General features: G+C 69.3%; 24 protein-coding genes. 5 read left to right on the top strand and 19 right to left on the bottom strand.

Annotated features, from left to right (window positions below; translation table 11 throughout):
• Positions 1-2: 2 nt before the first annotated feature.
• Positions 3-2,840, bottom strand: a complete 2,838-nt coding sequence (locus ABB22_RS12865; RefSeq protein WP_055768446.1) for an autotransporter serine protease — start codon at positions 2,838-2,840, stop codon at positions 3-5.
• 187 nt (positions 2,841-3,027) lie between these two features.
• Here ABB22_RS12865 and ABB22_RS12860 point away from each other — a divergent pair, with 187 nt between their 5' ends.
• The 3 genes from ABB22_RS12860 (at position 3,028) to ABB22_RS12850 (ending at position 5,341) form a co-directional block, all read left to right on the top strand.
• On the top strand, positions 3,028-4,203 hold the full coding sequence (locus tag ABB22_RS12860; protein WP_055768443.1) for a thiolase family protein: 1,176 nt from the start codon (positions 3,028-3,030) through the stop codon (positions 4,201-4,203).
• Positions 4,204-4,325: 122 nt separating this feature from the next.
• On the top strand, positions 4,326-4,667 hold the full coding sequence (locus ABB22_RS12855) for a hypothetical protein (protein ID WP_055768440.1): 342 nt from the start codon (positions 4,326-4,328) through the stop codon (positions 4,665-4,667).
• Positions 4,668-4,945: 278 nt separating this feature from the next.
• On the top strand, positions 4,946-5,341 hold the full coding sequence (locus ABB22_RS12850; RefSeq protein ID WP_055768437.1) for a hypothetical protein: 396 nt from the start codon (positions 4,946-4,948) through the stop codon (positions 5,339-5,341).
• 118 nt (positions 5,342-5,459) lie between these two features.
• Here the strand turns inward: ABB22_RS12850 and ABB22_RS12845 are convergent, their stop codons facing one another.
• From ABB22_RS12845 to rlmD, 9 genes are all read right to left on the bottom strand, one after another.
• Positions 5,460-7,109, bottom strand: coding sequence for an isovaleryl-CoA dehydrogenase (locus ABB22_RS12845; RefSeq protein ID WP_055768434.1), 1,650 nt, complete (start codon positions 7,107-7,109; stop codon positions 5,460-5,462).
• A 90-nt stretch (positions 7,110-7,199) separates the two neighbouring features.
• Complete coding sequence (locus ABB22_RS12840) at positions 7,200-8,429, bottom strand: FAD-dependent oxidoreductase (protein WP_055768430.1); 1,230 nt, start codon at positions 8,427-8,429, stop codon at positions 7,200-7,202.
• Between the two features lie 294 nt (positions 8,430-8,723).
• Positions 8,724-8,930: a transcription antiterminator/RNA stability regulator CspE gene (cspE, locus tag ABB22_RS12835; protein ID WP_003488188.1), complete on the bottom strand. Its 207-nt coding sequence runs from the start codon at positions 8,928-8,930 to the stop codon at positions 8,724-8,726.
• Positions 8,931-9,020: 90 nt separating this feature from the next.
• The gene (locus ABB22_RS12830; RefSeq protein ID WP_055768427.1) at positions 9,021-9,767 is read right to left on the bottom strand and encodes an S-methyl-5'-thioinosine phosphorylase; all 747 of its coding nucleotides are present in this window, start codon (positions 9,765-9,767) and stop codon (positions 9,021-9,023) included.
• A 348-nt stretch (positions 9,768-10,115) separates the two neighbouring features.
• Positions 10,116-10,667 (bottom strand): hypoxanthine-guanine phosphoribosyltransferase, encoded by a 552-nt coding sequence (locus ABB22_RS12825; protein ID WP_055768424.1) that lies wholly within the window; start codon positions 10,665-10,667, stop codon positions 10,116-10,118.
• The gene (nagZ, locus tag ABB22_RS12820; protein WP_055768422.1) at positions 10,667-11,674 is read right to left on the bottom strand and encodes a beta-N-acetylhexosaminidase; all 1,008 of its coding nucleotides are present in this window, start codon (positions 11,672-11,674) and stop codon (positions 10,667-10,669) included. Before nagZ ends, ABB22_RS12825 begins: the two co-directional genes overlap by 1 nt.
• Before the next feature lie 54 nt (positions 11,675-11,728).
• On the bottom strand, positions 11,729-12,424 hold the full coding sequence (locus ABB22_RS12815) for a DsbA family oxidoreductase (protein ID WP_055768419.1): 696 nt from the start codon (positions 12,422-12,424) through the stop codon (positions 11,729-11,731).
• A gap of 25 nt (positions 12,425-12,449) precedes the next feature.
• A complete protein-coding gene (locus ABB22_RS12810) occupies positions 12,450-12,953 on the bottom strand; it encodes a CYTH domain-containing protein (protein ID WP_055768416.1) in 504 nt (167 codons plus the stop codon).
• 110 nt (positions 12,954-13,063) lie between these two features.
• Positions 13,064-14,401, bottom strand: a complete 1,338-nt coding sequence (rlmD, locus tag ABB22_RS12805; RefSeq protein ID WP_055768413.1) for a 23S rRNA (uracil(1939)-C(5))-methyltransferase RlmD — start codon at positions 14,399-14,401, stop codon at positions 13,064-13,066.
• 126 nt (positions 14,402-14,527) lie between these two features.
• Here rlmD and ABB22_RS12800 point away from each other — a divergent pair, with 126 nt between their 5' ends.
• The gene (locus tag ABB22_RS12800; protein ID WP_055768410.1) at positions 14,528-15,244 is read left to right on the top strand and encodes an Hpt domain-containing response regulator; all 717 of its coding nucleotides are present in this window, start codon (positions 14,528-14,530) and stop codon (positions 15,242-15,244) included.
• Between the two features lie 159 nt (positions 15,245-15,403).
• On the opposite strand, the gene recO is transcribed toward ABB22_RS12800, so the two are convergent.
• From recO to rpoE, 9 genes are all read right to left on the bottom strand, one after another.
• Positions 15,404-16,129 (bottom strand): DNA repair protein RecO, encoded by a 726-nt coding sequence (recO, locus tag ABB22_RS12795; protein WP_055768406.1) that lies wholly within the window; start codon positions 16,127-16,129, stop codon positions 15,404-15,406.
• A 154-nt stretch (positions 16,130-16,283) separates the two neighbouring features.
• Positions 16,284-17,180, bottom strand: a complete 897-nt coding sequence (gene era / locus ABB22_RS12790) for a GTPase Era (protein ID WP_055768403.1) — start codon at positions 17,178-17,180, stop codon at positions 16,284-16,286.
• Positions 17,177-17,851: a ribonuclease III gene (gene rnc, locus ABB22_RS12785; protein ID WP_055768399.1), complete on the bottom strand. Its 675-nt coding sequence runs from the start codon at positions 17,849-17,851 to the stop codon at positions 17,177-17,179. Before rnc ends, era begins: the two co-directional genes overlap by 4 nt.
• Positions 17,844-18,212, bottom strand: coding sequence for a DUF4845 domain-containing protein (locus ABB22_RS12780; RefSeq protein ID WP_055768396.1), 369 nt, complete (start codon positions 18,210-18,212; stop codon positions 17,844-17,846). Before ABB22_RS12780 ends, rnc begins: the two co-directional genes overlap by 8 nt.
• 26 nt (positions 18,213-18,238) lie before the next feature.
• Positions 18,239-19,057: a signal peptidase I gene (gene lepB / locus ABB22_RS12775; RefSeq protein WP_055768393.1), complete on the bottom strand. Its 819-nt coding sequence runs from the start codon at positions 19,055-19,057 to the stop codon at positions 18,239-18,241.
• Between the two features lie 43 nt (positions 19,058-19,100).
• Positions 19,101-20,894, bottom strand: coding sequence for a translation elongation factor 4 (lepA, locus tag ABB22_RS12770; protein WP_055768556.1), 1,794 nt, complete (start codon positions 20,892-20,894; stop codon positions 19,101-19,103).
• 154 nt (positions 20,895-21,048) lie between these two features.
• Positions 21,049-22,572 (bottom strand): DegQ family serine endoprotease, encoded by a 1,524-nt coding sequence (locus ABB22_RS12765; protein ID WP_055768390.1) that lies wholly within the window; start codon positions 22,570-22,572, stop codon positions 21,049-21,051.
• 126 nt (positions 22,573-22,698) lie between these two features.
• Positions 22,699-23,565 carry a sigma-E factor negative regulatory protein gene (locus ABB22_RS12760; protein WP_055768386.1) on the bottom strand — a complete coding sequence of 289 codons (867 nt, stop codon included), beginning with the start codon at positions 23,563-23,565 and terminating at the stop codon, positions 22,699-22,701.
• On the bottom strand, positions 23,562-24,182 hold the full coding sequence (gene rpoE, locus ABB22_RS12755; protein ID WP_055768382.1) for an RNA polymerase sigma factor RpoE: 621 nt from the start codon (positions 24,180-24,182) through the stop codon (positions 23,562-23,564). Before rpoE ends, ABB22_RS12760 begins: the two co-directional genes overlap by 4 nt.
• Positions 24,183-24,421: 239 nt before the next feature.
• Between rpoE and ABB22_RS12750 the strand changes: the two genes are divergently transcribed.
• Positions 24,422-26,485 carry a 3-hydroxyacyl-CoA dehydrogenase NAD-binding domain-containing protein gene (locus ABB22_RS12750; protein WP_055768552.1) on the top strand — a complete coding sequence of 688 codons (2,064 nt, stop codon included), beginning with the start codon at positions 24,422-24,424 and terminating at the stop codon, positions 26,483-26,485.
• Positions 26,486-26,727: the final 242 nt, after the last annotated feature.

Raw genomic sequence — 26,727 nt, 5'->3', positions numbered from 1 at the left:
ACTCAGAACGCGCGCAGGAAACGCAGCGACAGCTGCCGGTTGTCGCCGCGCCCGCCGAAGCGCTGGTCGTAGCCCAGCGACAGCCGCGCATCGCGCGACAGCCACGAATCGAGCGATACGCCGAACAGCCCGGCCGCACGCGAAGGCTGCAGGCCGTACAGCGGCGCCCACGCATCGATGCCGGTGAAGCGTGCGTCCAGCTGCATGCCGCTGGCGGACAGCGCCTGCTGCCATTCGGCGTAGCCGTTCACCTCCAGCCCGTGCCAGCGGTAGTTGCCGCGCAGGCCGGCAAGGGCCCGCACCTGGCTGGAATGCCAGCCGCCGGCACTCAGCCCGAATCCGTAACCGCCCTGTTCGTCGAACGCGTCGCTGTCGATGCGGGCATAGTCGGCCCCCAGATAGGGCGTGAACGAGGCGCCGGCCCCGCCAAAGCGATAGCCCGCCTCGGCACTGCCGGACAGGAAGCGACCGTCATAGCGCGCTGCCACCCCGGCGCGTTCGCCGCCCAGCAGCAGCCCGCGGTCCAGCTCGCGCCGATAGCGACCGAAACCGAGCTGCCCCAGCGTGTACGCCTGGCCCCACTGCTGTCCGGCATAGAACTGGGCCTGGGTCTGGCGGTCACGGCCGCGATCCCCCGCCGCGCCACTGGCGATGCTCGCCTGGGTCTGGCCAAAGGCGAAACCAAACCGCGCCGCGCCCATGCCCGTCTCGCGCCCCAGCATCCAGCCGCCCAGGGTGTAGCTGCTGCCGGCATAGCCGCCTTGCCCACCACCTCCCAGCGAACGCGACCAGGCACCATCGGCCAGCGCAGCGTTGCCATCGCCGAACTGCGCAGACAGCGCACGCCGGTTCATGTCGATGCTGTCGAAGGTCATCGCCGTCGCCAGCGCATGCGTCTCGCCGGACAGGCTGCGCAGGCTGGTGCCCAGCCCATCGAAACCGCCGCCCCCCTGCTGCAGCGCGCTGGCCCCGGCCGCGAACGAACCCGCCTGCAGGCCGGCATCGCCGTCGAGCAGTTCGAACGCACGCTCCACCCGCTGCGCCGCCGACATCGCCATCGCGTTCATTCCCGCGCTCTGCGCGGCTGCGGTCACGCTGACCCGCTGCAGGTCCAGCCATGCGTTGTGGCTGTCGTACCCGTACCCGGCCTGCAGCAGGACGACACCGGCATTCTGGGTGGCGCTGGCCGCCACGTTGAACTGCCCGCTGACGCCGCCGTCGGCGTGGATCAGATCCTGCCGCTTGCCATCCTGCGCCACGTAGCCGCTCACCACCCCGTTGACCAGCACGCCACCGCCCTCCAGCGTCGCCGTACCGGTCACCTGCAGGGCATTGACCCCCAGCGCGATCAGCAACCGGGAGCCGTTGCGCTGCACGTAGTTGCCGTCGATGGTGCTGCTGTTTCCACCGCCCAGCATCACGATGCTGGCGCCGTTGTCGACATTGCCGGTCACCCGGGTGATGCCGCCCATGAACTGCAATGCCGCCTGCGTCGGGTTGGCCGCCTGCGCCAGGAGGGTGACGTTGGAGCGTATCGAGGCGCCATCGCGCAATGCCAGCGTGCCCAGCTCGATGCGGGTGGCGCCGCCGTAGGTATTGCTTCCGGCCAGCGTCAGGGCGCCGACGCCCTGCTTGACCAGACCACCGGCGCCGCTGATCGAATTGCTCCAGACCGAGTTCAGGCCGGTCTGGTTGACGTTGACCGTCACCTCGCCCCAGTCGAACTTCGCCGGCCCCTGCACCGCCTTGCCGACGTTGAGCAGGCCATAGCCGAACACCGCGTCCGGCCCCGGATCGCCGAGGTCGGTTGCGGTGCCCAGCAGGGTCTGCCGTACCAGGTTGTTGTCGAAATACGGGAACGCCTGCCACACCAGGGCCGCCGCGCCGGATACCAGCGGTGCCGCATAGGAGGTGCCGCTGCCGTAGTAATAGGACAGGTTCGATGCCGTGGCATTGGGACCGACGAACGCGGCGGTACCGGGCGCGACCAGGCAGTAGTTCTTCGCCACGCCGCAGGCATTGGAGTAATCGGCCAGCTTGCTCGGGTTGGCCGTATCCAGCGCCGCCACCGCCAGCCAGCCGCGTTCGAGATCGGCAGCCGGCAAGCTGCCGCCCACGCCCGGCTGGCTCGGCAGCGCCGCCATGTCGCTGGGATTGGCGCGCGATTCGTTGCCGGTGGCGAATACCACCAGCCCGTCGTTGGCGGCGATGAAAGGGCGGTATTCGGCGGCGATCTGCGCCGTCACCGTCGGCCGCGTCCAGTACAGGCCACCCCAGGAGTTGTTCATGATGCGCACGCCGGCGCGGATCAGGTCGTTGTGGATGCCCGTCATCCCCAACCCGCCGGTCACCTCGTTGCCCTGCCCCGACCCGTCGTCCTTGGGCCGCTCGTCGTTGATGATGCGCGCCGACACAATCTGCGCGCCTGGCGCGATGCCGCCCGGCCATTGACCGGCCGCCGCGCCCGCCGCCAGCTGCGCCACCGTGGTGCCATGGCCGACCACGTCGTCCACCGCCAGGTTGTTCTTGTCGCTCACGTAGTTGAAGTTGGCCACCACGCGCCCGGCCAGGGTCGGATGGTTGCGCATCACGCCCGAATCGACCACGCCGATGCGGATGCCGGCGCCGGTGAAGCCGGCCGCCTGCGCGGCCTTGGCGTTGGTCAGCGCCAGGTGCGCGTCCATCGCCGGCTGCGGCGTGGTCGAGGTCGGCGGCGGCGGCGAAGTCGGTGGCGGCGCGGGCGGCGGCGTGGACTTGGTGCCGCCACCGCCGCCGCAGGCTGCCAGGGCCACCGCCAATGAAGCCGCCAGTACGTTGCGAACCCGTGGTGTGCTGCGCATTCCCTTTCTCCCCCCAAGACCCGCCGGACAGCGAATTCCATTCAGGCATTGCCACCTGCCGGCCATGCGGTGGCTCACCTTCTATACTGCAACGACAAACCGCTGTCTGCCGGGATGTGCCGTTGGTCCAATGGGCACGCCGCCAGTGGATTTCGATAATCGTTGCAGGATACAACCGAGACCGCACATGTCCGACATCGTCATCGCCGCAGCAAAGCGCACTGCCATCGGCTCCTTCCTCGGCCAGTTCAACGGCGTCCCCACCCCGACCCTTGGCGCCACGGCGATCCGCGCGGCCATGGAACAGTCCGGCATCGCCGCCGACGACGTTTCCGAAGTGATCATGGGCTGCGTGCTGCCGGCCAACCTCGGCCAGGCGCCGGCGCGCCAGGCCTCGCTGGCCGCAGGCCTGCCGACCAGCGCCGGCTGCACCACGCTCAACAAGGTCTGCGGCTCGGGCATGAAAGCGATCATGCTCGGCCACGATCTGATCAAGGCCGGCTCGGCCAGCATCGTGGTTGCCGGCGGCATGGAATCCATGTCCAACGCGCCGCACATGCTCCCCAACTCGCGCACCGGCAACCGCTACGGCAACTTCCAGGCGGTGGACCACATGGCCTGGGACGGCCTGACCAACCCGTACGACGGCCAGTCGATGGGCGTGTTCGCCGAAGCGGCGGTGAGCAAGTTCGGCTTCACCCGCGAGGAGCAGGACGCCTACGCGATCGAGTCGGTCAAGCGCGCGCAGGCCGCGCAGGCCGATGGCGCGTTCAAGGACGAGATCGTCCCGGTCAAGGTCGCCACCCGCAAGGGCGAAGTCGAGTTCGACCAGGACGAACAGCCGGGCAAGTCCGACATCGCCAAGGTCCCGACCCTGAAGCCGGCCTTCAAGAAGGACGGCAGCGTCACCGCCGCCAGCTCCTCCAGCATTTCCGACGGCGCCGCCGCCGTGGTGCTGCTGGCCGCCGACGAGGCCGCGCGCCGCGGCGTGCAGCCGCTGGCCCGCATCGTCGCCCACGCCACCTTCTCGCAGGAGCCGGAGTGGTTCACCACCGCGCCGATCGGCGCCATCGGCAAGGTGCTGGAAAAAGCCGGCTGGAACATCGCCGACGTGGACCTGTTCGAGATCAACGAAGCCTTCGCCGTGGTGGCGATGGCGCCGATCCGCGAACTGGGCATCCCGCATGCCAAGGTCAACGTCAACGGCGGCGCCTGCGCGCTGGGCCATCCGATCGGCGCATCGGGCGCACGTCTGGTGGTCACGCTGGTGAACGCCTTGCGCACCCGCGGCTTCAAGCGTGGCATCGCTTCCCTCTGCATCGGCGGCGGCGAAGCGACGGCCATCGCCATCGAATTGATTTGATTGGACTTAATGCCTTTTCCACAAAAATGAATGCGCGTTCGCTTGACAGTCGAAATCGGCTTGTCATCATGTTCACGGCGCGCATTGGCGCGTTAGCCAATTTCCACGACGAGGATTCACAAATGAGCATCAACAAGCTGCTGATCGCGATGACCCTGGGCCTGGCTCTGGCCGCCTGCTCGAAGCAGGAAGCTGCCCAGGACGCCGCTGCCACCGCCGACGCCGCCGCTACCGACGCCCAGGCCGCTGCTGACCAGGCCGCTGCTGCCGGCGCCGAAACCGCCGACGCTGCCCAGGCTGCTGCCGACACCGCCGCCACCGCTGCTGACGCTGCTGGCGACGCTGCTGCCGCTGCTGCTGGCGCCGCCACCGACGCCGCTGCCGGCGCCGCTGCCGACACCGCCAAGGCTGCCGAAGACGTGGCCGAGAAGGCCAAGGACGCTGCTGAAGAAGCCAAGAAGTAATAACTTCTTCTTCGACGCAAGTCTGAAAGCCGCTGGTTCGCCAGCGGCTTTTTTGTTGCCCTCGCGGCCTGCGCTGACCGGCCTCGCCACTGGCGACGGTGAAGCCACTGCGGTTTTCCTCCCGCCTCCAGAGCATCCACCGGCAGGCCGGGCGCGGCCAGCCGCCGCGTGGAACGCGCCCATCCGCGCGCCCCGTCCCGCCCGGCGGCGTTGACGCAATCTGAATCCGCCCCCTCCTACGCTGCGCGCGTCGTCCCCAAAACCTGAGGAGAGCGCTGATGAAGATTCTTGTCCCGCTGCTGGCCGGCAGCCTGGTGCTGGCCCTGGCGGCCTGCAACAACCCCAATGCCGAGCAGGCCAAGCGCGACGCCGAGGCCGCCGCCGACCATGCCGCCGAAGCGGCGCGCAACGCCGGCGAATCCGCGGCCGATGCGGCCCGCAACGCGGCCGACCGCGCAGCCGATGCCACCCGCGAAGCCGCCGCCAAATCCGAGCAGGCGCTGGACCGCGCGGCCGATGCGACCACCAACGCCGCCGACGATGCCGCGGTCGCGGCCAAGGAAGCGGCGGCCAACGCCAGCGCCGCTACCGCCGACGCTGCGCAGAAGGTCGCCGATCACGCCCACGACGCCGCCGAGAAGGCCCGGCAGAAGGCCGACGACGCCAAGCGCTGATTCACCAGCCTCACCACGCAGCCGCCCCGACAGGGGCGGCTGCACAGCCCTCCCGGCTGCATGAAGCCGGCGGGCAGCACCTCCGCCACGGCTCCGGTGCCCTGCATCGTGACACCGTTCAGGCCGAGGGCCAGGCCCGTTCCAGGATGTCGGCGAACGATACCGTCGCGTCCAGCATGCCGTAGGCCGGCGGCGCCGGGTCCGCCAACCGCGAGGCGACGAACGCGCGGGCCACGGGGCTTCGGGCCCGCAGCAGCGTGGCCGCCTGCAGCAGGATCGCCAGCGAAGCGGCAACGCGCCGCGCCGTGGCCTCAGCCACCACGGCCACCATATCGTCCAATGTGCGCTGCAGGGCAGCGAACGCCACATCGTAGGCACCGTCGAGTCCACGCGCCTGTTCCAGTTCGCGCAGCAGCGCCTGCCGCGACTGCGGCTCGCGCGACAGCGCGCGCAGCACGTCCAGGCATTGCACGTTGCCGCTGCCTTCCCAGATCGAATTGAGCGGCGCCTGCCGGTACAGGCGCGGCAGCATCGATTCTTCGATGTAGCCGGCGCCGCCCAGGCACTCCTGCGCCTCGTTGACGAAACCCGCGGCCCGCCGGCAGATCCAGAACTTGCCGATGGCCGTGGCGACCCGCGCGAACGCCGCTTCTCGCGGATCGCGCGCGGCGGCGTCCACCGCCCGCGCGATGCGCAGCGCCAGCGCGGTGGACGCCTCCGATTCCAGCGCCAGGTCCGCCAGTACGTTGGCCATCAGCGGCTGCTCGACCAGGCGCTGGCCGAAGGCGCTGCGATGCCGCGCGTGGTGCAGCGCCTGCGCGAGCGCCATGCGTATTTCCGCGGCGGCGCCGAGCATGCAGTCCAGGCGTGTCAGCATCACCATCTCGATGATGGTCGCCACGCCGCGCCCCTCTTCGCCAATGCGCCGCGCCCAGGCGCCGCAGAACTCGACCTCGCTGGAAGCGTTGGCCCAGTCGCCGAGCTTGTCCTTCAGGCGCATCAGCCTGAGGGCATTGTGCGAACCATCGGGCAGGCGCCGCGGCAGCAGGAAGCAGCTCAATCCGCCCGGTGCCTGCGCCAGCACCAGCCAGCCATCGGACATCGGCGCGGAAAAGAACCATTTGTGCCCGACCAGCGCATATTCGCCCTCGCCCGCCAGCGGTGTCGCTCGCGTACGGTTGCTGCGCACGTCCGAGCCGCCCTGCTTCTCGGTCATGCCCATGCCCACGGTGATGCCGGCCTTCTCCGCGATGGGCACGTCGCGCGGGTCGTAGTGCGGCGCGGCGGCTTTGGCGGCCCATTCGGCCAGCGCCGGTTCGCGGCGCAGCACCGGCACGGCGGCATGGGTCATGGTCAGCGGACAACTGCTGCCCGCCTCCGCCTGGTGGTGCAGGAAACTCAACGCGGCACGCGCGACGTGCGCCCCCGGCCGTGGGTGCTGCCACGACAGTCCGGCTACGCCATGCGCCTTGGCCGCGTCCATCAAGCGGTGCCAGGCGGGATGGAAATCCACGGTGTCGATGCGATGGCCCTGCGCATCGTGGGTGCGCAGCAGCGGCCGGTGCCGGTTGGCGTCGAAACCGAGCCGGTACAGCTCGCCGCCGGCCAGCGCGCCGTAGTCGTCCAGCGCCGTGGCGAACGCATCGCCGCCTTCGCGCGCGACCGCCTCGCGCAGCGCCATGTCGTCGCGCCACAGGTTGCGTTCGGGGAACGGCGGCGGCTGGTTGAACACCACATGGGTTTCGAACGGAGCTGCATCGACGCTCATGGCCGGCCCTGCACAACAGAGGATGCCCGCATTCTGCCGCACGCCGATGTCGGCCCGGCGAGAACGCGGCCGCCGCCAGCGCCGGCCGGCTCAGTCCTCGCCGGCCAGCGCCTGGATGAATTCCGGCGCCAACGGCAGCTTGCCGAACACGCCCTGCTGCGTGCCGCTGAGCACGCGCAGCATGTGGCCGCGCCCGCCCGGCATGCGCCCCATCGGCTTGAACAGCAGGTCGCGCGCATGCGCGACCCAGTCGCGTTCGGACTGGAAGGTCGGCGTCAGCCAGCGGCTCCAGAACTGGTACAGCCGCACATGCGCCTGGCGCGCGGCCTGGTAGCGCGCCAACGCCGCATCGACGTCCGCTTCGCTGCGCAGCGCATCGCGCAGGGCCATCGCATCGAGCAGCGCCATGTTCACGCCCTGGCCGAGCTGCGGACTCATCGAATGCGCGGCGTCGCCGGCCAGTACCAGCCGGCCGCGGTACCAGCGGTCCATCACCGCGTCGCGGTAGCTGGCCCGCGCCAGCTGCGTCTGCACGGTGATGCCCTGCAGCCGTTGCCGCGCCTCCGGCCACAGCTGTGCGATCTCATCGAGCCAGGGCTCGAGCCCGGCCTGTTCCCACGCCTCGAAACCATCGCGCGGCAGGCTCCAGAAGAAGCTCAGGCGCGGCACATCGTCGCCGGGGCGCGTGCCTACCGGCAGCAGGCCGATCATCTTGCGCGCGGCGACATAGCGCTGGCGCAGTTCGTCGGCGAACGCCCAGTCGCCGCTTGGCAGCAGGCACCACAACGCACCCCACGGATAGACGCGGTCCAGCCGCGTGCCGCGCACCTGCGCACGCAGCCCCGACGCGGAACCATCGGTGGCGATCACCAGATCGAACGGCCCATGCCATTGCCCATGCGGATCCCGCACCCGCCGCAGGCTGTCGTCGATGGCATCGATGCAGCTGTCCACATGCAGGGCATCGCCGCGCTCCCACGCCGCATCCAGCAGCGAGAACAGCGCGCCGCGCTGCATGCCCACGCCGTGCAGGCGCGCATCCAGGCCGGCATAGCGCATGTCCATCACCGCGCGGCCGCACGGCGTTTCGCCATACAGGCGGCGCACCACCGCACCATGGGCGAGCACCTGCGGCAGCAGGCCCATCTGCCACAGCGCCTGCAGGCCGCTGGGCTGCAGCAGGAAGCCCGCCCCCACCGGCCCCGGGCGTGCGGCCCGTTCGAACACCTGCACGCGGTGGCCGTCGCGCGACAGCAGCACGGCCAGCGACTGGCCGGCGGTACCGTAACCGACGATGGCGATATCCAGCGGTCTGCTCATTCCGTTTCCTGCGAGCGCGGTGCGCCGATGAAGGTTGACCATGGAGCGGGCGGCCCCCCTGGGGATTGCCGCGAAGGCTCCAGCGGGGCATTGCCCCGCCCTACGGGTGGCTCGGCAGCTGGTCCAGAAAGCCGCCGGGGGCGGTTTTCGACTTCGCCTGTCGATCGCCCGAAGGGGTGCCGCCAAGGCCGGCTCCTGCTGCAGAACCGGCCATCACGCCATCCATGGCGATCAGACGGCGGCAACAAAAAAAAACCCCGCCTCGGCGGGGTTCTTCCGGCACAGCCGAGTGGATCACTCGACCGGCGTGATATTGGAAGCCTGGGCACCCTTCGGGCCCTGGGTCACGTCATAGCTGACGCGCTGTCCTTCCTGCAGGCTGCGGAAGCCCTTGGAATTGATCGCGGAGAAGTGCGCGAAGACATCGGCGCTGCCGTCCTCCGGTGAGATGAAGCCAAATCCCTTGGCGTCGTTGAACCACTTGACGGTACCGTTCGGCATGGTGATGCGAGACCTTGTTCGATGAATGGATTGATGCACGCTGAATGAGGCGTACTGACGGAGTATGCAAAGCTTGGGCCGGTATGACAATCACCCCCGGGCCAATTCCCCCACCAGGTCGGGCAGACCCGCCGAGGCCGCCGCGACGTTCGCCAGCACCTCGTCCATCGTGATTTCGGCCGCGTCGCCGCAGCCGGCGGCCCAGTTGGCGACGATGGCCAGGCAGGCGTAGTCCAGGCCAAGTTCGCGCGCCAGCCCGGCCTCGGGCATGCCGGTCATGCCGACCAGGTCGCAGCCGTCGCGGCGCATGCGCGCGATCTCGGCGATGGTCTCCAGGCGCGGCCCCTGCGTGGCGCCATAGCAGCCGCCGTCACGCACGGCGACGCCACGGGCGCTCGCCGCGGCCAGCACCTGCGCGCGCAGCGACGGCGTGTACGGGTGGCCGAAATCCACGTGCAACACTTCGCTGCCCTCTTCCTCGCACAGCGTCGAGATCCGCCCCCAGGTGTAATCGATCAACTGGTCGGGGCAGGCCAGCACGCGCGGCCCGAAATCGTCGGTGATGCCACCGACGGTATTGAGCGCGAGCACGCGGGCGGCGCCCAGCTGCTTGAGCGCGGCAAGGTTGGCGCGGTAGTTGACCTTGTGCGGCGGGATCGAATGGCCTTCGCCGTGGCGGGCGAGGAAGGCCACGCGCCGGCCGTTCAACAGGCCGACACGGACCGGGCCGGAAGGCGCCCCGTAGCGGGTCTGCACTTCATGGCTCTGCACGTCGTCCAGCGCGGCCAGCTTGTAGACGCCGGTGCCGCCGATCACGGCCAGTTCGATATTGCCCATCGTTGTTTCCTGATCTGTTTTCGCAATCAAGGGTGACGCGACCTGCTGTCCCCCGCTATCGTGCCGGCCAACGACCGCCTCCGCCCCTGCCAGCTCGCAACGGGGAAAAGCCCCCTGAGTCAGGGGGCGCGCCGAAGGCGCGGGGTGTGGCAGGCGAGAAACGGGGCCCGCGGCCTGCAGCGCAGACCGTGGGGCGACAGCGCGAAGCGATGGCGTGTCCCCCTGAGTCAGGGGGCGCGCCGAAGGCGCGGGGTGTGGCAGGCGAGAAACGGGGCCCGCGGTCTGCAGCGCAGACCGTGGGGCGACAGCGCGAAGCGATGGCGCGTACCGGCCAACGGCCGGCCCCGCTTACTGCTTCATCGCGTAGATGGCCGGCAGCGACCGCAGCGATTCGCTGACATCCATGCCGAAGCCGAACACGAAACGGTCCGGCAGCTCGATGCCGGCATAGTCGGCCGTGACGCCGTCCAGGCAGCGGTCGTGCTGCTTGACTGTCAGCACCGCGATGCGCACATCGGTGGCGCCCTGTTCCAGGCACCAGTCGCGCACGCCCTGCAGGGTGAAGCCCTCGTCGAGGATGTCGTCCACCAGCAGCACGCGGCGGCCGAACAGCGAGGACACCGGGCGATGCTTCCAGACCAGTTCGCCGCCGCTCTCGCCGTGGTAGCGCGAGGCCTGCATGTAGTCGAACTGCGCGTCCTGGCCGCGCGCGCCCAGTTCCAGCGCGAGCTGGCCGGCGAACGGCAGCGCGCCGTTCATGATCGACAGGAATACCGGCACTTCGCCCTTGTAGTCGCGCGCGATGGCGTCGGCAATGCCGGCGATGGCCGCATCGATGGTGGGGCGGTCGACCAGCAGGTCGGCCTGGGCCACGGCTTGTTCGAGAGTGAGTTTGGACATCAGGCGGTTCTTCCGAGAGTTTCGAGCAGACGGTTTTGGGTTTCGCCGTGGCGGGCATCGGCCAGCAGGCCGCCCCAGCCCATGGCGCCATGGGCGATCAGGCCCAGCAGCGCGGCGGTGTTCAGGCTGCGGCCGGACACGGCCTGCAGCGATTCTTCGACCAGTTCCGGGTGGCAGACCAGCACCACGTCGCAGCCGGCGTCCAGGTGGGCATCGACCCGGGCCTTGACCCCACCGGCGGCGAACGAGGCCGCCATGCCGATGTCGTCGGAGAACACCACGCCGCGGAAGCCCAGCTGTCCACGCAGGATCTGGTTGATCCAGCGCGGCGAATAGCCGGCCGGTTCCGGCGCGACCTGCGGATAGATGACGTGGGCCATCATCACCGCATCGGCCCCGGCCTGGATGCCGGCGCGGAACGGTAGCAGATCCTGCGTTTCCAGCTCGTGCAGCGGACGCGGGTCGATGGCGACGTCGACGTGCGTATCCTCGCGCACCGTACCGTGGCCCGGGAAATGCTTGAGCGTGGCGGCCATGCCGGCGCCGTGCATGCCGCGCACATAGGCCTGGGCAAGCGCCGCGACGACCTGCGGGTCCTCGGCGAAGGCGCGGTTGCCGATGGCCAGGTTGCCATGGCCCACGTCCACTACCGGCGCGAAGCTCAGGTCCAGGCCGGTGGCGCGGATCTCGCTGGCCATCAGCCAGGCATGCTGTTCGGCCAGCGCCAGCGCGGCATCCGGGTCGGTCGCATGCAGCCGGCCGAAACCGTCCAGCGGCGGCAGGTCGGTGAAGCCCTCGCGGAAGCGCTGCACGCGCCCGCCTTCCTGGTCCACCGCGATCAGCAGCGGGCGCGCGGTGGCGGCGCGGATCGCGGCGGTCAGCTCGACCAGTTGCCCGCGCGAGGCGAAATTGCGCTTGAACAGCACCACGCCGGCCACGGCGTCATGCTGCAGCCAGTCGCGTTCCTGGGCAGTCAGTTCGGTACCGGCGACGCCGATCAGAAGCATGTGCGGATTCCCATACAGCCAAGCCGGGCATTGTCGCAGATGGCGCCCGCGGCGTCAGAGGCTGCAGCCGTCCGGCCCGCAGGCCGGTTCATCCGCGCCCGCCGCCGGGGCCGGCGCCAGCTCGGCGGCGACCTTCTCCAGCACCTGCGCGAACACTTCCGGCGGCTGCGCGCCCTGCACCGCATAGCGGCTGTTGATGACGAAGGTCGGCACCGACTGGATGCCCAGCGCCTGTGCCTGGCCCAGCCCGGCACGGACTTCGGCCAGCCCCTCATCCGACGCCAGCAGCGCCTGCACGCGCCCGGCCGGAATGCCGCCGGCGGCGGCCGCGTCGGCCAGTACCTGCGGATTGGCCAGGTTGCGGCCATGCTCGAAATGGGCGCGGAACAGCGCCTCGCCGACCGGCTCCTGCACGCCCTCGCGGCCGGCCAGCCACAGCAGGCGATGCGCCGGCAGGGTGGTGACCTTGACCTGGCCGCGGTCGAAATCCATCGGCAGCCCTTCGGCCTGCGCGGCGCCCTGGGTCTGCGCCAGCATCTGCTCCACGCGCTCGGCGCCGCCGAACTTGGCGGCATAGGCCTGCCGCAGCGGCACCGGCGTGGCGTCGGCATCGGGATCGAGCAGGAATGGATGCCAGCGCACCTCCAGCGGCGGCGCCTTGTCGCCCATCAGTTCCAGCGCGCGCTGGAAGCGGTGCTTGCCGATCCAGCACCAGGGGCAGACCACGTCGGACCAGATGTCGATGCGCATGGAGATTCCTTCGTCTTGGTGGAGCTCAGGCGCGCTCTGCAGCGCTCCATTGCGTGTAGGGATGCGAGGCCAGCGCGAGGTTGTAGTAGCGCAGCTCGTCGGTCACCTCGGCGCCGGCCCAGTCCGGCTTTTCGAACGGCTGGTCGGCGCTCTCCAGTTCCACTTCGGCCACCACCAGGCCGGCGTTGTCGCCAAGGAATTCGTCCACTTCCCACAACAGGCCGCCGTGGTCGACCAGATGGCGGCGCTTGTCGATCAGGCCGCCGACGCACAGCGCCAGCAGTTCGCGCGCCTCGCTTACCGGCACCGGGTAATCGAACTCCTGGCGGGTATGGCCGAGTTCGCGCGACTTGATGTTCAGGTACGCCGCATCGCCCTGGATGCGCACGCGCACCGAAGCCTTCTGCGCGCCGCTGTCCATCGCCGCCATGTCGTTGATGTAGCCCTGCGCCATCGGGATGACGGCATGCGCGGCGGCGCGCCAGCCGTCATTGGTGACCAGGAACTTGCGCTCGATCTCGATGCCCATTCAAAACCTCGTTGATGTGAGTCCCTCACAAAAGCAACGCACATCCATGTGCGCGTGTCTCATCGGTGCGAATCCCTCGCAAGAGCGGCGCGCATCCATGTGCGCGTGTCTCATTTCTTTTCGAACACCGCGATGCTTTCCACGTGCGCGGTATGCGGGAACATGTCCATCGCCCCGGCCGACACCAGGGTGAAGCCCTGCTCGTTGACCAGGTAGCCGGCATCGCGCGCCAGCGAGCCCGGATGGCAGCTGACATAGACGATGCGCTTGAACTGCTTGAGCGGCAGCTGCTGCAGCACGTCGATGGCGCCCGAACGCGGCGGGTCGAGCAGCAGCTTATCGAAACCCTGCCGCATCCACGGTGCATTGCGCTGGTCCTGGGTGAGGTCGGCGGCGAAGAACTGCGCGTTGTCCAGGCCGTTGCGCTGCGCGTTCTCCTTCGCCCGCGCCACCAGCCCGGCCTCACCCTCCACGCCCACCACTTCGCGCACGGTGCGCGCCAGCGGCAGGGTGAAGTTGCCCAGGCCGCAGAACAGGTCGAGCACGCGCTCGTCCGGCTGCGCGTCCAGCAGGGCCAGTGCGTGGGCGATCATCTGCTGGTTGAGCTTGGCGTTGACCTGGATGAAATCCAGCGGGCGGAATGCCAGCTCAACGTCCCACTGCGGCAGCGCGAACGACAGCGGCACGCCTTCGGCCGGCCACAGCGGATGCACCGACTCCAGCCCGCCGGGCTGCAGGTAGATGGCGAAACCGTGTTCCTGGCCGAACGCCGTCCATGCCTGCCGGTCGGCATCGGACAGCGGCTGCAGGTGGCGCACGGTCAGGGCGATGGCCGCATCACCGCCGATGAACTCGATCTGCGGGATGTCGCGCTTGCCGTCCAGTCCTTCGATGAAGGCCGACAACACCGCCACCCTGGTGCCGATCTCGGGGATCACGGTCAGGCACTGCGACAGGTCGGCGACGAAGCGCGGATCCTGCTCGCGGAAACCCACCAGGGTCTTGTCCTTCTTCTCGACGCGGCGCACCGAGAACCGGCCCTTGCGCCGGTAACCCCAGTTGTCGCCCACCAGCGGCGGCAGCACCGTGCCCGGGCTGACATGGCCGATGCGGGTCAGGTTGTCCATCAGCACCTGCTGCTTGGCCACGATCTGCTGGCCCTCCTCCAGGTGCTGCAGCACGCAGCCGGCGCAGACGCCGAAATGCGGGCAGCGCGGCTGCACGCGGTGCGGCGAGGCGGTGAGCACTTCCACGGTCCGCGCTTCATCGAAGTGGCGGCTTTTGCCGGTCTGCTCGGCCATCACCGTCTCGCCGGGCAGCGCTCCGGCCACGAAGGTCACCTTGCCGCCCTCGCCTTCGCGGCGGGCGACGCCACGGCCGTCGTGGCTGAGGTCGAGGATGTCGGTCTGGAACGGGGTCTTGTCTATGCGGGATCTGGATCGGGCCACGTGGCGGACGGCTGCGGGCGAAAAGGGGCGTCATTGTCGCAGATGCGCATCGGCCTGACTTCCGCCGCTTGCGCGGCCGCGCCACATCGCCAGTCATGCGCGGCACGGCTGACATGGAGGCAGCAGATGAATACGCACGCACAGGCGAACCCGCCGCGCCTGCTGCTGGTCGAGGACGACGCGACCAGCCAGGGCTTTTTCCGGGCCGCACTGGAAGCGCTGCCGGCCACGGTCGATGTTGCCGGCTCGGTCGCGCAGGCACTCGAGACCAGCGGCACGGCACGCCACGACCTGTGGCTGATAGACGTCAATCTTCCCGACGGAAGCGGACAGGAGCTGCTGCTGCGCCTGCGCGCGCTGCACCCCAACGTCCCCGCCCTGGCCCATACCGCCGACAATGGCGCGGACATCCGGCAGTCGCTGCGCGAGGCCGGTTTCGAGCGGCTCCTGGTCAAGCCGATGACCCGCGCCGACCTGCTCGATGCCGTGCGCGGCTGTCTCGGCCACGCCGGCGCCAGCGGAGCGCCGGCCAACGAGGAACCGGCCACGCCGGATTGGGACGAGAACGCGGCGCTGAGCGCGCTCAATGGCCAGCAGGCCCATGTCGTGGCGCTGCGCGAACTGTTCCTGTCCGAGCTGCCGGTCGCCCGCGATGCGGTTTCGGTGGCGCTGCGGCAGCACGACGACGGCGCCCTGCGCTCGCAGCTGCACCGGCTGCAGGCCAGCTGCGGCTTCGTCGGCGCCTCGCGGCTCGGCCGCGCGGTGCGGCAGCTGCACCAGGCGCCGGAGTCGGACTTGGCCCGGCGCCAGTTCGATGCGGCGGTGAGCGCGTTGCTGCATTGAGAAGCCGGGAACCAGTGGACGGGAACTGGACACTGGAGGAAGGCGAAAACCGGAGGCATGGTCCGTGCGCGCTCCGCTGCGTGAAAGCGGAGAGCAGGAAACAGGCGGGCAACCGCGGGCGGCATGCCGCTGTTGCTTCCTCCGGCTTCCCGTTCCTGTCTACGGGTTCCTGTTATTCAGATCGCCCAGCAGCTCCCAGGACTTCAGCCCGCGCCCGCCAAGATGGTGCAGCAGCACCGCGCGCATCTGCGGCCGCAGGCTGGCCAGGTCGGCCGCGTCGGGCATGCGGTCCTCGCCCAGCGCCAGCAGGGCCGCACCGGTGGCCAGGCCGCGACGCTCGGCGGCGTTGCGCTCGCTGAGCAGGCGCAGCGGCCCTTCCTGCGGGTCCAGCCGATAGCGCGCCGCCGGGTCGATCGGTTGACCGTCCGCCGCACTGGCCCAGTCGAAGCCGAACCCCAGCGCATCGAGCAGGTCGCGTTCGAAGCGGCGCAGCGCCCATGCCAGCCCGGCCGCCTCGGCCAGCCGTCCGCGCACCTGCCCGTAGGCGCGATGCAGCTCGGGCAAGGGGTCGTGGCGCGGGGCCAGCCGCAGTACCAGTTCATTGATATAGAAGGCGGCCAGCATCGCCTGCCCCAGCAGGCGCGGCGCGGCGTCCTGGCTCTCGGCGCGGCGCAGTTGCGCCAGTTCGCCGGCCATCACCGCATCCAGGCGGATCGACTGCAGCGGCTGCAGGGCCGCGCGCAGGGACTGTTTCTTCGGTCCATGCACGCCGCGCGCCAGCAGGCCGATGCGGCCGTGCTCGCGCGTCAGCGCTTCGACCAGCAGGCTGGTCTCGCGCCAGGGGCGCGCATGCAGGACGTAGGCGGGTTCGTCATCGATGCGCATGGGAAGGATGCTCCGCTCGCCTCGTTCGCTTTCCGCACTTGGTTGGCCGCAGTAGCGACTTCAGTCGCCAAGGGATTTTCCCCTTGTCTGCGCCCCCTCGGGAAAGCCCTTTCGCGACTGAAGTCGCTCCTGCGGAATCGGCGCGGCGGACGCCTTACTCGTAGCCGAAGGCCTTGAGCGCGGCCTCGTCGTCCGACCAGCCCTCGCGCACCCGCACCCAGGTCTCCAGGAAGACCTTGGCGCCGAACAGGCGCTCCATCTGCAGGCGTGCCTTGGCGCCGATTTCCTTCAGGCGCGTGCCGCCCTTGCCGATCACGATGGCCTTCTGGCCCTCGCGCTCGACCCAGATCACCGCGCCGATGCGCAGCAGGTTGCCATCCTCGGCGAAGCGCTCGATCTCCACCGTGGTGGCATACGGCAGCTCCTCGCCCAGCTGGCGCATCAGCTGCTCGCGCACCAGCTCGCCGGCCAGGAAACGCTGGCTGCGGTCGGTGATCTCGTCCTCGCCGAACATCGGCGGGGCCTCCGGCAGCAGCTTGAGCACGTCGCGCACCAGCGCGTCCAGGCCGTTGCGCTTCTGCGCCGAGATCGGGTGCACGCCGGCGAAATCGCGGCCCTCGGTGATCTCCTGCAGGAACGGCAGCAGCGCGCCCTTGTCCTTCAGCCGGTCGACCTTGTTGACCACCAGCAGCACTGGGATACCGGCATCGCGCAGCACGTTGAAGGCCAGCGTGTCCTCTTCGTCCCAGCGCCCGGCCTCGATCACCAGCAGGCCGGCGTCCACGCCTTCCAGCGAGCCGCGCGCGGCGCGGTTCATCACCCGGTTCATGGCCCGCTTCTGCTGGCGGTGCAGCCCGGGGGTGTCGACCAGCACCAGCTGGCCTTCGGGGAAGGTGGCGATACCCAGCAGGCGGTGGCGCGTGGTCTGCGGCCGGTTGGAGACGATGCTGACCTTGGCGCCCACCAGGGCGTTGGTCAGGGTCGATTTGCCGACGTTGGGGCGGCCGATGACGGCGACGCTGCCGCAGCGGTGGGAGGTGGTCTCGTTCACTTGGAATCCAGTTGCTCGATCGCGGCCGCAGCCGCCTGTTGTTCGGCCAGCCGCCGGGAGCTGCCTTCGCCCTCGGTGGTCACGTCCGGGTCGGTCAGGCGGCAGCGTACCCGGAAATGCCGGGCATGGTCATCGCCGGTTTCCGATACCAGTTCATATACCGGCAGCGGTTTCTGCCGCGCCTGCAGCCATTCCTGCAGGCGGGTCTTGGGGTCTTTTTCGGGTTTGCCGACCGGTACCGCGGCCATTGGCGCCTCGAACCAGGGCAACACCCGCGCGCGGCAGGCCTCGAAACCGGCATCCAGGTAGATCGCCGCCACCACCGCCTCGAAGGCATCGGCCAGGATCGAGTCGCGGCGGTGGCCGCCGGATTTCATCTCGCCCGGCCCCAGGGTCAGGCGCTCGCCCAGCTCCAGGGTACGGGCCATGGCCGCCAGCGCGCCTTCGCATACCAGCGCCGCCCGCGCCCGGGTCAGCGCCCCTTCGTCGGCCTTGGGCCAGCGCGCGAACAGCGCTTCGGCGACCATCATGTTGACGATGCTGTCGCCGAGGAACTCCAGGCGCTCGTTGTGCGGCGCGCCGGCGCTGCGATGGGTCAGGGCCTGCTGCAGCAGCCCCTGATCCTTGAACGGGTGGCCGATGCGGTCACCCCGGGCAACCGTCCTACTCACCGCGCGTCGTCAGATCCTGGGAATTCTCGAAATTCCCGACGATGTCGAGATTGCCGACCAGCGGGCGGCGCACTTCGTACTTGACGTTCATGCGCACGCCGCCGTCGATGCGGTCGAACTTGATGTTCTCGCGCTTGACGCTGTCCGAGTAATTCATGTCCATGCGCTTGAAGAACAGCTCCTGCGCCTTGACCGGATCGGCGCTGCCAGGCTCCCTGGCCAGGGCCTTCATCGAGGTCTTGACCGCATAGAACTCCTGGTACATCGGGAACAGCTTCATGCCGATGTAAAGGGCGAAGCCCACCACCGCCAACACCATCAGGAACGACGTCAGCGTCATGCCGCCTTGCTTGCGATTCATAGCGTTCTCCCCGGGTTGCGCCTACGTTACTGGATGCCCGAGCCGATCCGCGACGGTTCGAAGCCGTCCTTGCAGAACCAGCCGCTGCAGTTGAGCCAGATCAGGAACGCCTTGCCGCGCAGGTTCTGCTCGGGCAGGAAGCCCCAGAAACGGCCGTCGTCGCTGTTGTCGCGGTTGTCGCCCATGACCAGGTACTGGCCCTGCGGCACTTCCCAGTCGCCCTGCCCGGCCGGATTGGCGCGGCCCAGGTATTCCAGCACGGTATGCGTGCGGCCCGGCAGCGCCTCGCTGAGCAGGGTGGCGCCGTTCATTTCCGCGCCGCGGCCCTTGCCGACGTATTCGCCCTTGACCTCGTACGCCAGCGGCTGGCCATTGATCGACAGGGTGTCGCCATGGAAACCGATGCGGTCGCCCGGCAGGCCGACGACGCGCTTGATGAAATTCTCGCCGCGCTGCGGGTCGCCCGGCATGTCCGGATGGCCCGGGAACTGGAACACCACCACGTCGCCGCGACTGGGCTCGCCGGTCGGGATCACCTTGGTGTTGGTGATCGGCAGGCGGATGCCGTAGGCGAACTTGTTGACCAGGATGAAATCGCCGATCAGCAGGTTGGGCATCATCGAGCTGGACGGGATCTTGTACGGCTCGGCGATGAAGCTGCGCAGGATCAGCACCACCGCCAGCACCGGGAAGAAGGCGCGCGAGTAATCGACGAGCGCCGGCTCCTCGCTGTCCAGCAGGCCGCCCTTGGTCGCGCGGCGCCTGGCCATGAACAGCTTGTCCAGCAGCAGGACCAGGCCCGACCCCAGGGTCAGCACCACCAGGGCGATTTCAAACCATTTCATTCGTCATCCTTCGCTATGCACGGGACCCGGCGGCGGGCGCCGGTCACTTGTTGTCCATCTGCAGCACGGCCAGGAAGGCTTCCTGCGGGATCTCCACGCGGCCGACCTGCTTCATGCGCTTCTTGCCTTCCTTCTGCTTCTCCAGCAGCTTCTTCTTGCGCGAAACGTCGCCACCATAGCACTTGGCCAGCACGTTCTTGCGCATGGCCTTGACCGTGGTGCGGGCGATGATCTGCGAGCCGACGGCGGCCTGGATGGCGACGTCGAACATCTGCCGCGGGATCAGGTCCTTCATCTTCTCGCACAGCTCGCGGCCGCGGCGGTCGGCATGGCTGCGGTGCACGATCAGCGACAGCGCATCGACCTTGTCGCCGTTGATCAGCACGTCCACGCGCACGAACGGGCCGGCATCGAAGCGCACGAAGTGGTAGTCCAGCGAGGCATAGCCGCGGCTGACCGACTTGAGCTTGTCGAAGAAGTCCAGCACCACCTCGGCCATCGGCAGCTCGTAGCTGATCTGCACCTGGCTGCCCAGGTAGTTGATGCCGATCTGGGTGCCGCGCTTCTCCTCGCACAGCTTGATGATGTTGCCGATGTACTCCTCGGGAGTGAGCACGTTGGCGCGGATGATCGGCTCGCGGATCTCCTCGACCTGGTTCACCGGCGGCAGCTTGGCCGGGTTGTCCATCATCACGATGGAACCGTCGCTCTTGAGCACCTCGTAGACCACGGTCGGCGCGGTGCTGATCAGGTCCAGGTCGTACTCGCGCTCCAGGCGCTCCTGCACGATCTCCATGTGCAGCATGCCGAGGAAGCCGCAGCGGAAGCCGAAGCCCATGGCCTCGGAGCTTTCCGGCTCGAAGCGCAGCGCGGCGTCGTTCAGGCGCAGCTTGTCCAGCGCCTCGCGCAGGTCCGGGTAGTCCTCGGCATCGACCGGGAACAGGCCGGCGAACACGCGCGGCTGCATTTCCTGGAAGCCGGGCAGCGGCTTGGGGGCAGGATCGCCAGCCAGGGTCAGGGTGTCGCCGACCGGCGCGCCGTGCACGTCCTTGATCGACGCGGTGATCCAGCCCACCTCGCCCGCCGACAGCCTGCCGGTGACCTTGCGCTTGGGCGTGAACACGCCCACCGCGTCGACCTGGTGGTTGCGGCCGGTGGACATGACCAGCAGCTTGTCGCCGGTCTTGACCTCGCCCTGCATCACGCGCACCAGCGAGACCACGCCCAGGTAGTTGTCGAACCAGGAGTCGATGATCAGCGCCTGCAGCTTGTCGGTGTCGCGCGGGACCGGCGGCGGGATGCGGTGGACGATCGCCTCCAGCACCTCTTCCACGTTCAGGCCGGTCTTGGCCGACACCGGCACCGCGTCGGTGGCGTCGATGCCGATCACCGCCTCGATCTCGGCCTTGGCGCGGTCGGTATCGGCGGTGGGCAGGTCGATCTTGTTGAGCACCGGCACCACTTCCAGGCCCATCTCGACCGCGGTGTAGCAGTTGGCCACGGACTGGGCTTCCACGCCCTGGGCCGCGTCCACCACCAGCAGCGCGCCCTCGCAGGCGGCCAGCGAACGGCTGACTTCATAGGAGAAGTCGACGTGGCCGGGGGTGTCGATGAAGTTCAGGTGGTAGGTTTCGCCATTGCGCGCCTTGTACGGCAACGACACCGACTGCGCCTTGATGGTGATGCCACGCTCGCGCTCGATCGGGTTGTTGTCCAGGACCTGCGCTTCCATTTCGCGCGCGGTCAGGCCGCCACAGATCTGGATGATGCGGTCGGCCAGGGTGGACTTGCCATGGTCGACGTGGGCGATGATGGAGAAATTGCGGATGTTCCGCATCGGATCGGCAGACATAAGGTGGCGGCGGCGCGGCGCGTCGTCAGGATAACGAGGCATTATCGCACGCCCGGCGGGCAGCCCGCACAGGCGGCCGGCCCGAACGGCAGGAGCCGCCCGGAGGCGGCCCCTGCGTACAGCTTGATGAAGGCGGGACTCAGCCGCCGGCCCGGACCGCGACGAAGGCGCTGTTGCCGCCCGCCCGCACCAGCAGCATCACCACGTCGCCCTTCTTGTAGCCGGCCAGTTCGCGGTTGAGCGCGGCCACGCTGCCGACCGGGGTGCGGCCGACCTGCAGCACCACCATGCCCGGCGACAGCCGCGCCTCGCGTGCGGCCTGCCCGTTCACGCCGGTGATGCGCACGCCCTCGCCCGCCTCCAGCCCCAGCTGCCTGCGCTCGGCGGCCGTCAGGTCGGCCACTTCCAGCCCCAGCAGGGCATTGGCGCCAGCCATCGGCTTGTCCCCGCCGCCGGCAGCCGGGCCATTGGCGGGCCGCGCCGCATCCTCGGCCAGTTCTGTAAGGGTCACGGTGATTTCGCGCTGCTTGCCGTCACGCAGGATGCCCAGCCGTACCTTGCTGCCGGGCGGCATGGCGCCGATCAGCGGCGGCAGGTCGCTGGATGCGGCGATCTCGGTGCCGTTGACCGACCGGATCACATCGCCGACTTCCAGGCCCGCCTTGCGGGCCGCGCTGTCCTCGACCATCTGGTTGACCAGTGCGCCACGGCTGTCCGACATGCCCAGCCCCTGGGCCTTGAGCGAATCGAGCGGCTCGACCACGACGCCCAGCTGGCCACGGCTGACCTTGCCGGTCTTCTTGATCTGCTCCACCGCGCTCATCGCCAGGTCGATCGGGATGGCGAAGCTGATGCCCATGTAGCCGCCGGAAGCGGAGAAGATCTGCGAGTTGATGCCGACCACCTCGCCACGGGTATTGAGCAGCGGACCGCCGGAATTGCCCTGGTTGATGGCCACGTCGGTCTGGATGAACGGCACGTAGCGCTGCTCGGCGTAGGGATTGCTGCGGCCGGTGGCACTGACGATGCCGGCGGTGACCGAATGATCCAGCCCGAACGGAGAACCGATCGCCACCACCCACTGGCCGGGCTTGAGCGTATTGGAATCGCCCACGCGCACGGTCGGTAGGCCCTTGGCGTCGATCTTCAGCAGCGCCACGTCGTATTGCTGGTCGCTGCCGACGACCTTGGCGTCGAACTCGCGGCGGTCGCTGAGCTTGACCTTGACCGTCTCGGCGCCGTCGATCACGTGGTGGTTGGTCAGCACGTAGCCGTCGGCGGAAATGACGAAGCCCGACCCCATGCCGCGTCCGCGCGGGCCGTTGTCCGGCGCATCGTCGCCGCCGGGCACCTGGAAGTCGGGGCCGAAGAAGCGCCGGAAGAAGTCCGGCAGCTGATCCATGTCCGGGCGGCCGCCACCGGCCATGCGCGGGTTGCGGCGCGGGCCGATGACCGTCTCGACGTTCACCACGCCCGGCCCGACCTGGTCCACCAGCTGGGTGAAATCGGGCAGGCCGCTGACCAGCTGCGGGGCCGGCGCGGCGGGGCGCGCGGCGACCGCCTGCTCTGCGGGGGCGGCAGGTGCGTTGCTCTGGGCGCAGGCGGCCAGCGGCAGGGTCATCGCCAGCAGGCCGAACAGTCGCGTGTGGATACGGTGGGTCATCAGGATCGAGCCTCCGATTGAAAGAGTAGGAAACACCTCCCGTCCGGCGTGGAGCGCAGGACAGGGAAATTCCGGGGAAACAGCCCCCGCGGCGCAGGCCACGGGGCGGGGAAAGGAACGCCGGCGTCAGTGCCGCGGCGGCTGCGCGTCCGGCTCGCCGGACCTGTCCTGCGACGGCATGCGCGGTTCGAACGGATAGAAGGCCGCGCCGCCCTCCGCCACTGGAAGGCTGGCATTCAAGGCATGGTTCGACAGCGCCGGGGACAGGCTCGAACGCGGCCAGGGGCGCGCCCGCAGCACGTTGCCGGGATCGGCGAAAGGATCCGTGCGCAACGCCGGCACCGGCGACTGCGTGGCGACAGCGCGCGCCGGTTCGGCCTGCCGCGCGGCGGCGCTGCGCGCCACCTGCTGGGTGCGGGTCGCGCTGCCGCGGCGCGCCGGGGCATCCGCGCGCCGCAGTGCGGCAACGGCCACGGCGGGCGCCGCAGCCGCCAGTCCTGCATCGCCGCCGGCGTCCGGCGCGCGGCCGGCATCGGCCACGACTGCGGTCGCCGGAACCTGCGCGGCGGTGGCGATCACGGGTTCCGGCGCAGCCGGCCCGGGCAGCTGCCCGCGCGCCATGAACAAGGCCACGGCTGCGACCGAGGCCGCCAGCGCGGCGCCGCCGCCCCAGCGCCGCCAGCCGGCACGGCGTGCCTGCCGCTCGGAGGCGGGCGGCGCCCGGCGGGCATCGGCGGCGATCGCCTCGCGGATCTTCAGGTCGAAACCGGCCGGCGCCGGCGCGCAGGCCTGGCCGCGCAGCGCGTCGCCGAGCAGTTGCCAGCGTTCCTGGCAGCCGGCCAGCTCGCCGTCGTGCTGCAGCCGGCGCAGCAGGAAACGCGCCTCGTCGGTGGGCAGCTCGCCGTCGACCAGCGCCGACAACTGCTGCCGGTAATGAAGCTCGAACTTGTCGGCGGCATTGCCCGCCGCATCGACACGACCGGAAACATTCATGCGCGGCTCCTTTCACGGGTGGCGCTGGCGGTATCCAGCAATGGACGCAACTGGAGGTCGATGGCCTCGCGGGCGCGGAAGATCCGCGAACGCACGGTACCGATCGGGCACCCCATCTTCTGCGCGATTTCCTCGTAGCTCATGCCTTCCACCTCTCGCAGCGTGATGGCCGAACGCAGCTCCTCGGGAAGCGCGTCGACCGCCTTCATCACGGTCTGTTCCAGTTCCTGGCGCATCAGCTCGCGTTCGGGCGTGTCGGTGTCGCGCAGGCGCGCACCGGCGTCGAACTGTTCGGCGTCGCCGATCTCGATGTCGTCGGTCGGCGGGCGCCGGTTGTGCGCGGCAAGGTAGTTCTTGGCGGTGTTCACTGCGATTCGATGCAACCAGGTATAGAACTGGGCGTCGCCACGGAAATTCCCGATCGCGCGGTAGGCGCGTACGAAAGTGTCCTGGGCCACGTCCTGACATTCACTCCAGTCGGCGATGTAGCGCCCGATCAGCGCGACGATGCGGTGCTGGTACTTGCGCACCAGGACATCGAACGCCGCGCTCTCGCCGCGCTGCACGCGCCGGACCAGCTCCAGATCCAGCTCCTGCGGTGTTTCAACCTCGGCCATGGGGGGCCGCACTCCTGTCAGCCCAACCGACGTCGGGCAATGAGACCGCCTGTGGCGGAAAAAGTTCAGCGCCCCGTCCAGGGGCCGCCGCACCGGCTTTTAACTCGGGTTCGGCTAGCCTGTCGGCGATGACCACGGGCGCGAACACCTTGCACTTCCCAAGCATTGGGATTTGACGCCGGGGAAACAACCTCTGGATCATAGCGACCTTCTCCATACACAACCGGATGGAACGTCCCATGCTTTCAGGTTTCGATGGGCTCCGCTTCACTCACTGGCAGGCCGAGATCCGCGACGACGGCATCGTCGTGCTGGCCCTGGACCGCCGCGACAGTCCGGTCAACGCGATGTCGCAGGACGTGCTGCTGGAACTGGGCGACATCATCGAGCGCCTGGCGATCGACCCGCCCAAGGGCGTGGTGATCCGCTCGGCCAAGGCCGCCGGCTTCATCGCCGGCGCCGACCTGAAGGAATTCCAGGAGTTCGATCGCCGCGGCACCGTCAACGACGCCATCCGCCGCGGCCAGTCCACCTACCAGAAACTGGCCGAGCTGCCCTGCCCGACCGTGGCCGCGATCCACGGGCACTGCCTGGGCGGCGGCACCGAACTGGCGCTGGCCTGCCGTTACCGCGTGGCCTCCAGCGATCCGTCCACCCGCATCGGCCTGCCCGAAACCCAGCTGGGCATCTTCCCCGGCTGGGGCGGCAGCGCGCGCCTGCCGCGACTGGTCGGCGCACCGGCGGCGATGGACATGATGCTGACCGGACGCACGCTGTCGGCCTCGGCCGCGCGCGGCATCGGCCTGGTCGACAAGGTCGCCGCGCCGGCGGTGCTGGTCGATGCGGCGATATCGCTGCTGCAGTCCGGCACGACCCGGCCGTTCAAGCAGCGCGCCACCGCCTGGGCCACCAACACCTGGCTGGCGCGCAGGATCCTCGCCCCGCAGATGGTCAAGCAGGTCGCGCGCAAGGCGAAGAAGGACCAATACCCGGCGCCCTATGCGCTGATCTCCACCTGGGAGCGCAGCGGCGGCAGCGGCATCCAGGCGCGCCTGGACGCCGAGCGCCGCGCGGTGGTCAAACTGGCCGGCGGCCCGACCGCGCGCAACCTGATCCGCATCTTTTTCCTGACCGAGCGGCTCAAGGCGCTGGGCGGCAAGGACTCCCGTATCCGCCACGTGCACGTGGTCGGCGCCGGCGTGATGGGCGGCGACATCGCCGCATGGGCGGCCTACAAGGGTTTCGACGTCACCCTGCAGGACCGAGAACAGCGCTTCATCGACCCGGCCATGGCCCGCGCCCAGGCGCTGTTCGAGAAGAAGGTGAAGGACCCGGCCAAGCGCCCGGAAGTGGCGGCGCGGCTGAAGGCCGACCTGGCCGGCGACGGCGTTGCCAGGGCCGACCTGGTGATCGAGGCGATCATCGAGAACCCGGACGCCAAGCGCGAGCTGTACCAGTCGCTGGAGCCGCGGATGAAGGACGATGCGCTGCTGACCAGCAACACCTCCTCGATCCCGCTGGTGGAGCTGCGCGAGCACATCGCCCACCCGGCCCGGTTCGCCGGCCTGCACTACTTCAACCCGGTGGCGCAGATGCCGCTGGTGGAGATCATCCACCACGACCGCATGGCGCCGGAAACCGAACAGCGGCTGGCCGCGTTCTGCAAGGCGCTGGGCAAGTTCCCGGTGCCGGTGGCCGGCACCCCGGGCTTCCTGGTCAACCGCGTGCTGTTCCCCTACATGCTGGAAGCGGCCACCGCCTACGCCGAGGGCATCCCCGGCCCGGTGATCGACCGCGCCGCGGTCAAGTTCGGCATGCCGATGGGGCCGATCGAGCTGCTCGACACCGTGGGCCTGGACGTGGCCGCAAGCGTCGGCAGGGAACTGGCGCCGTTCCTGGGCCTGCAGATCCCGGCCGCGCTGGCCACTGTCGAACAGGGCCGGCGCGGCAAGAAGGACGGCCAGGGCATCTACAAGTGGGAGAACGGCCGCGCGGTGAAGCCGGAGGTGGCCAAGGACTACCAGGCGCCGTCGGACCTGGAGGACCGCCTGATCCTGCCGCTGCTCAACGAGGCGGTGGCCTGCCTGCACGACGGCGTGGTGGCCGATGCCGACCTGCTCGATGCCGGCGTGATCTTCGGCACCGGCTTCGCCCCGTTCCGTGGCGGCCCGATCCAGCACATCCGCGCCACCGGCGCCGACGCGCTGGTGGAAAAGCTCAGGACCCTGCAGGCGCGCCACGGCGACCGCTTCGCGCCGCGCCCGGGCTGGGACATGCCGGTGCTGCGCGAACCCATCGCCTGAGCGCCCGGAAAGCCGGATGACGATGCCACCGGGGCTGCCATGCGGCCCCGTTTTTTTTTTGCCCAGCGGGTTTGGCCGGCAGAGCCCCAGCGGGGCTTTGCCCCGCTCTACAGGGTGATGTGGTTTTTTGTGACGCCGCGGGCCTGGCTGGTAATGCCCCAGCGGGGCCTTGCCCCGCTCTACAGGGGCTGCTTTCCTGGTGGCCGTTGCTGGTCCTGCTTTCGCGGGTGCCGCATCGAATA

Source organism: Stenotrophomonas nitritireducens (assembly GCF_001431425.1).
GTDB lineage: Bacteria > Pseudomonadota > Gammaproteobacteria > Xanthomonadales > Xanthomonadaceae > Stenotrophomonas > Stenotrophomonas nitritireducens.
This window is presented reverse-complemented; position numbering and strand designations above follow the sequence as displayed.